Source organism: Nocardia pneumoniae NBRC 100136, assembly GCF_000308755.1.
GTDB classification, from domain to species: Bacteria; Actinomycetota; Actinomycetes; order Mycobacteriales; family Mycobacteriaceae; genus Nocardia; species Nocardia pneumoniae.
The window spans coordinates 255129-261776 of the sequence record NZ_BAGF01000084.1; the positions used below are offsets into that span (position 1 = coordinate 255129).

At 68.0% G+C, this 6648-nt stretch carries 6 protein-coding genes; 1 reads left to right on the forward strand and 5 read right to left on the reverse strand.

Translation table 11 applies throughout. The features are described 5' to 3' along the window. Nucleotides 1-747: a succinate dehydrogenase/fumarate reductase iron-sulfur subunit gene (locus tag ON34_RS27995; RefSeq protein ID WP_040784951.1), complete on the forward strand. Its 747-nt coding sequence runs from the start codon at nucleotides 1-3 to the stop codon at nucleotides 745-747. A gap of 48 nt (nucleotides 748-795) precedes the next feature. Here ON34_RS27995 and ON34_RS28000 read toward each other — a convergent pair whose 3' ends face one another. From ON34_RS28000 to ON34_RS28020, 5 genes are all read right to left on the reverse strand, one after another. After that, nucleotides 796-933 (reverse strand): hypothetical protein, encoded by a 138-nt coding sequence (locus ON34_RS28000; RefSeq protein ID WP_245548228.1) that lies wholly within the window; start codon nucleotides 931-933, stop codon nucleotides 796-798. Between the two features lie 203 nt (nucleotides 934-1136). Beyond that, nucleotides 1137-1361, reverse strand: coding sequence for a DUF397 domain-containing protein (locus ON34_RS28005; RefSeq protein ID WP_040785048.1), 225 nt, complete (start codon nucleotides 1359-1361; stop codon nucleotides 1137-1139). Nucleotides 1362-1613: 252 nt separating this feature from the next. After that, a complete protein-coding gene (locus ON34_RS28010; RefSeq protein ID WP_245548229.1) occupies nucleotides 1614-2009 on the reverse strand; it encodes a DNA-directed RNA polymerase subunit beta in 396 nt (131 codons plus the stop codon). A 259-nt stretch (nucleotides 2010-2268) separates the two neighbouring features. Beyond that, a complete protein-coding gene (locus ON34_RS28015) occupies nucleotides 2269-3189 on the reverse strand; it encodes a DNA-3-methyladenine glycosylase family protein (protein ID WP_040785049.1) in 921 nt (306 codons plus the stop codon). 284 nt (nucleotides 3190-3473) lie between these two features. Further along, entirely contained in the window at nucleotides 3474-6263 is a 2790-nt protein-coding gene (locus tag ON34_RS28020; RefSeq protein ID WP_040785050.1) for an FAD-binding and (Fe-S)-binding domain-containing protein, read from the reverse strand. Nucleotides 6264-6648: the final 385 nt, after the last annotated feature.

Sequence of the window (6648 nt, forward strand, 5' to 3'; positions counted from 1 at the left end):
ATGGGTTACGACGCCAAATTCCGCGTATGGCGCGGCGATCTCGAGGGTGGGGAACTGCACGACTTCACCGTGCTGGTGAACGAGGGCGAGGTGGTGCTGGACATCATCCACCGGTTACAGGCCACGCAGGCGCCCGACCTGGCCGTGCGGTGGAACTGCAAGGCAGGCAAGTGCGGTTCCTGTTCGGCGGAGGTGAACGGGCGTCCGCGTCTGCTGTGTATGACGCGGATGTCCACCTTCACCGAGGACGAGGTGATCACGGTGACGCCGATGCGCACGTTCCCCGTGATCAAGGACTTGGTGACCGATGTGTCCTTCAACTATGAGAAAGCAAGGGAGATCCCGTCGTTCACTCCGCGCGCGGATCTGAAGCCGGGCGATTACCGGATGCAGCAGGTCGACGTGGAGCGTTCGCAAGAGTTCCGCAAGTGCATCGAGTGCTTCCTGTGCCAGAACACCTGTCACGTGGTCCGTGACCACGAGGAGAACAAGAAATCGTTCGCGGGACCGCGTTTCCTGATGCGGATCGCCGAGTTGGAGATGCATCCGCTGGATGTCGCCGACCGCAGGGACTTGGCGCAGGACGAGCAGGGCCTCGGCTTGTGCAACATCACCAAGTGCTGCACCGAGGTGTGCCCCGAGCACATCAAGATCACCGACAACGCGTTGATCCCGATGAAGGAACGGGTTGCCGATCGCAAATACGATCCGCTGGTGTGGTTGGGCAACAAGCTGTTTCGTCGCTGATGCGCCGTGGAGGACCGGCCGGGATCACCCCGGCCGGTCGGCGCACCCTTACAGCATTGCCACTACACCGAGGGCTACGATCCAGACCAGCACGCCGACGAGCAATGCCGTCAGGACCGAGCTGGTGAGGATGAAAACACCGATCACCGATACCGCGAACAGCAACGCGACGATCAGCCATTCCACCCAATCGCCCGGCCGTAGTTTCTTGTACCGGGGATGGGAACTCTTGAGCCCACGGTCCACGAAAGAAGGGCTACCCGTAGCCAGACCGGGCAAACGTGATTTTGTTGTCGAATCTGTGTCATTTCGTGATCTTCGAGCGCGGATTCGACAAGATACGGCCTCTGGCCCGGTAGCTCTTCGATCGCTACCGGGCCGCGCCGTTATTACTTCGGGCGATCGAACTCGCCATCGTGCACGCCAGCGGTGAAAGCCGCCCATTCGCCGGGCGTGAAAATCAGCACCGGCCCGTCGGGGTCCTTCCCGTTGCGTAGACCCACGTGCCCATCGGCGAGCAGCGCGACCTCCACGCTGTCGTTGCCCGAGCCTTCGCCCGCCTTCCGCCATACGGCGTTGGTCAGATCAATGTTCGCGTTGCCTTGAATACTCACGACATCACCTCGCCTGCGCTCGGCGCCGCCGTGCACACGGCGTGCTGTGTCGATGGTTCGCTCGCAAGCTCGCTCACGACATGGACTCCTTCGCTGTCAACCAGAGCAGAGGTCTACGGACCGAAAATCTCTGTGCACCGCGCTCGACGCGCGCCCGATCGTACCGCCGCCACCGGCACTGTCCGGTGTACAACCGAGCAGATCTCCGGGCCCCTGCACCACATGCCGGACGAACGCACCGGACGCGTGCCGTCACCGCCGGTGCCGCGCCGGGTCCGCCCAAGCGCGGATGGCCGCCACCACCACATGACCGGACGGGCGAAATTGGTTGCGCGGCGGCACTATCCATCGGCGGATCGAGCCGACCGCCGCTGTCGGAGACGGCAACGCGATCGTCGACCCGGTGCGAGCGACCGACACATCCAGCCGGAACAACTCGGCGAACAGCCGCGTATCGCTTTCCGGCAGATCTGGCGTGATCAGGAACGTCCACCGATTCGAGCGCGGGTGCGCGAGGATCGGACCGAGTGGGACGCGCATGCTCTGCATATGCGCCTTGACCGCTTGACCCAAGCTGCTCGGCATCGTCAACGCCCACACCGATCCGGCGCGCATCACGATCCGGCCCAGTTCGGGAGGGTCGACCACGGCGGGCAGATCACACTCCCGCCGATAGAACTGGCATCTGGACCGAGGTGTATCCCCGAGTGGCATCTGATCCACTGACAACCCCCTGCTGCTGTGTGGTTCGACTATGTGCGCCGGGCCATACCGACCCCCAACGGCAACTTGGTGCGATGCACCGGGGCGGGGATTACGGTGATGGTTCAAACGTGGCGCGGGTCACTCCAGTGTCCGTGGTTCAGCGTGGGAGAAATCGATAAAGAATGGGCAAAACTGGGGAAAATCAGTGCCAGCTGTGGTCGGTGAGGGGAGTACGGGGCCCGAACTTCGGTTTGTGAAAGTGGCCGCTGATTTCGAGCAGGCGAATCGCCCGATAGCGATGCGGGCGTAGCGGTTCCAGGTATTCCACCATCGCGTCGTCATCGATCGGGCGCCCGAGCAGGGTCCAACCGACCGTGGCGGCCAGGTTGTAGTCGCCGACCGACAACGCGTCCGCGTCGCCGAAAGCCCGCTGCGCGATCTCGGCGGCGGTCCACACCCCGATGCCCGGAACGCTGCGCAGCATGCGCGCCGCCTCGGCCGGATCGACCCGCGCCGCACGCTCGAGCGAGTCGGCCAGCCTGGCCGCGCGCACGATGGTCTGCGCCCGCTGCGGGCCGACGTTCGCCCGGTGATAGGTCCAGGACGGGATCCGCCGCCACGTATCGGCGCCCGGTGGCAGCCGCATTCCCTCGGGCGCGGGGCCGGGGGCGGGTTCACCGAACTGCCGCACCAGTTTCCGCCACGACGCACGCGCTGAGATGCTGTGCACTTTCTGTTCCAGCACGGCGGGCACCAAGGCCTCGAACACCAAACCCGTACGCAGCATGCGCAGACCCGGGAAACGACGGTGCGCGTCGACGAGCTTCGGATGATCCGGGGCGAACGTCGAGATGTCCTCGTCCAGGCACAGCATGTGCTCGAGACCGTCCACGAACTCCGCCGCGCCCGGCCCCCAGGCGCGGGCCTGCACCGCGCACGGACCCGACTGGGTCAATCGGTAGGTGACCGGCCCGGTCGGCAGGCGGGAGGCGTGCCAGTGCGCGCCGTCCGGCGTCACCCGATGACAGGGGTCGGCGATGCCGTGGCCGAGCGGTGCGAGGCTGCTCGCCAGATCGATCGGCCGATCCGCCGTCACGGTCCGGCACGCTTCCGGCTCGGCCATCGCAGTGCGCACGGCCTCATTCTGCCCGGCGCGGTACGCGTGTCGGCGTCCGCCTCGGTGTAACGCGGCCGATAGTGGGGCGATACTGAGTTCGATCGGCAAATAGCTGGCAGTCGCCATGACGGAGGTTCCGATGATCACCAACGTGCTCAACTGGTTACTCAACGCCTGGGGCAATGTTTCCGCAGGTAGCTCGGGTTACCAGATTCCGCCTGGCACCCTGCCGTTCGGCAGCTGAGCTCGAGGCCGGACGCGCACCGACCTCCGACGGGTAAGCGAAAGGTTCACTCCCCCAAGAGGAACTGCGCGAGATGCCGACCTCGTCGCCCGGCCAGGGCAGTGGCCTGGGTACGACAGGAGAAGCCGTCGGCGAGGACGACCGCGTCCGCGCCCGCGGCGCGCAGCGCGGGCAGCATGCCGTTCTCGGCCACCGCGACCGAAATGTCGTAATGGCCGGACTGCATGCCGAAGTTTCCGGCCAGACCGCAACATCCGGTGATCTCCGTCACCAGCACCCCCATGCTGGTTAATAACTGGCGATCGGGCTCGAAGCCGAGCACCGCGTGGTGGTGACAATGCGGCTGGACCACCACCGACTGTCCGGTCCGCGCCGGCGGGCGCCAGTTCGGCTGCTCGGCGAGAAATTCGGCGAGGGTACGCACCGCGGCGGCGATCGCGGCCGACCGCGGGTCGTCGGGTAGCAGTTCCGGGAGGTCGGCACGCAACACCGCGGTGCAGGACGGTTCGAGTCCGACGACGATGCCGCCCGCGGCGACGTGGTCGGCCAGTGCGGCCACGGTGGCGCGCAGCCGTGCGCGGGCGCCGTCGAGCTGCCCCGTGCTGATCCAGGTGAGCCCACAGCAGACGCCGCGCTCGGGGATGCGGACGCGGTAGCCGAGAGCGGTCAGCAGCCGCGCCGCGGCCAGCGCGATCTCCGGGTCGAAGGCGTTGGTGAAGGTATCGACCCACAGCATCACGTCGCCGGAGCCGGACACGATGCCCGGTTCCTCTGGCGCGTAGGCCGACTCGGCGAGCAGGGCGCCCTCGTCCAGATCACGCCAGATCCGGCGGAAGGTGCGCTCGGCCAACCGCGGAACGGTACGGCGCGGGTCGATGCCCGCTGCTCGCAAACCCATGCGACGCACTGCGGGACGACCGGCGAACGCGTTGACCAGGCGCGGAGCCCGTGTCGCGACGGTCAGCCACCGAGGTAACCAGCCGAGCGAGTAGTGATCGATCGGCCGCGGCCGACGGCGGTAGCGGCGGTACAGCGTCTCCGACTTGTAGGTGGCCATGTCCACTCCCGCCGGGCACTCCGAGCGGCACGCCCGGCACGACAGGCAGAGATCGAGCGACTCGGCGACGGCCTCCGACGACCAAGGCAGCGCGCCGCGGACCACCTCCTGCAGGACCCGTGCCCGCCCGCGCGTGCTGTCCTTCTCATCCCGGGTGGCCTGAAAGGACGGGCACATGAAACCGCCGTCGGCGCGGCACGAGCCGACGCCGACGCAGCGATGGACCGCGACGCCGATATCGTCGCCGTCACGCGGGAACGCGTAACCGTTCGACGTTCCGAGCGTGCGGAGCCCGGCGAGCCGCAGATCGGCGTCGACCGGACGCGGCGCGACGAGTACACCGGGGTTCAGCACGTCGTCGGGGTCGAACAGCGCCTTGTATCCGGCGAAAACATCGAGTGCCGCGGGCGAGTACATCACCGAGAGCAGTTCCGAGCGGGCTCGGCCGTCACCGTGCTCGCCGGAGAGAGAACCGCCATGACGGACGACCAGTTCCGCCGCGTCGAACAGGAAAGCACGAAACCGCTGTGGCGCGTCGATGATCGGGAGGTCGAGCCGGACGTGGATGCAGCCGTCGCCGATGTGCCCATACAGCAACCCGTCCACGCCATGGTCACGGGTCAGCGCGGCGAAATCGCGCAGGTAGGCGCCGAGCCGCTCGGGTGGGACGGCCGCGTCCTCCCAGCCGGGCCACGCCGGGCGGCCATCAGGTGTGCGACCGGCCAGCCCCGCGCCGTCGGCACGGATCTGCCAAAGCGCGGCGGCGGTGCCGGGATCGGTGACGATCCTGCTGTCGAGCGCGCCCGCCGTCCGGCACAGTCGCTGTGCGACGGCCACCGCGTCGGCCTGCGTCGCACCGGCGGTCTCCACGAACAACCATCCGCCGCCCCGCGGCAGGTCCGGGACGAAACCCCGGTGCGAGCGGACGACATCGACCAGCCGCGCATCGATGCCTTCGACCGCGATCGGCGCGCAAGCCATCACCGCGGCCACGTCATCGGCCGCGGTGGCGATGTCGGGGTAGCCGAGCACGGTGAGCACGGTCGCCGCGGGCAGCGCGACCAACTCGACCGTGGCGTCCAGCAGCAGGCCACAGGTGCCCTCGCTGCCGACGAACGCCTTGGCGGCCGACGCGCCGCGCTCGGGCAGCAGATGCTCCAAGCCGTAACCGGACGCCTGGCGGTCGAACCGCCCCAGATCGGTGCGCAATACCGCCAGATGCGCCCTGGTGAATTCCGCGAGACCCGGTACCACGGACAAATCCGCTGCCAGCGTGCGTTCGGTGCCGCTGCCGTCCAGGATGCGCACTTCGCGCACGGTGTCGGCGGTGCGCCCCCAGGCGACGGCCCGCGGTCCGCAGGCGTTGTTGCCGATCATGCCGCCGAGCGTGCAGCGACTCTGCGTCGAGGGATCGGGCCCGAAGCGCAGCCCGTGCGGACGAGCCGCGCGCTGCAACTCCGACAGCACCACGCCCGGCTGCACCGTGACCACGCGTGCGTCCGGATCGATGGCCCCGATCCGGTTCATGTGCCTACTGAAATCGAGCACCAGCCCGGGACCGATCGCGTTGCCCGCCACCGAGGTTCCACCGCCGCGCGCGGTCACCGGGAGGCCGTGCGCGCGGGCGAATTCCAGGGTGGCCGCGACGTCCTCGTCGGTGTGTGGGAAGACGACCGCGGCGGGACGAACCCGGTAGTTCGACGCGTCCGAGGAGTACTCCGCGCGACAGCGCTCGGAGGTGTCGACCTCACCCGCGATCCTGCCGCGCAGTGCCGCCATCCGGTTGTCGGTCACGTCGCCAGCCTAGGCTGTGTTGGATTTGCAGCGCCTGCGGCGCTGCGTGTTCGCGGCCCCCTTGTGGCTCGCGTCCGAGCGACCGCCGCTGGCGACTTCGTCGCGGACGCGGCGGCCACTCGGACGCGAGCCGGGCCGCGAACCAGTAATGCTCGGTCTCGCTGCGCTCGAAAACAGGAGCAGGGCCGACGGGTAACGTCGGGCGGCACCCGCAGGACCTTCGGCGTGCTCGTAAAAACCCAATGTCCACCGACAGCGACCGCCGCTGGCGACTTCGTCGCGGACGCGGCGGCCACTCGGACGCGAGCCGGGCCGCGAACCAGTAATGCTCGGTCTCGCTGCGCTCGAAAACAGGAGCAGGGCCGACGGG

Bases quoted from the DNA above. Each gene is read 5' to 3' on its own strand.
- ON34_RS27995 (WP_040784951.1), top strand. From the start codon at position 1: ATGGGTTACGACGCCAAATTCCGCGTATGGCGCGGCGATCTCGAGGGT.
- ON34_RS28015 (WP_040785049.1), bottom strand. From the start codon at position 3,189: ATGGCCGAGCCGGAAGCGTGCCGGACCGTGACGGCGGATCGGCCGATC.
- ON34_RS28020 (WP_040785050.1), bottom strand. From the start codon at position 6,263: ATGGCGGCACTGCGCGGCAGGATCGCGGGTGAGGTCGACACCTCCGAG.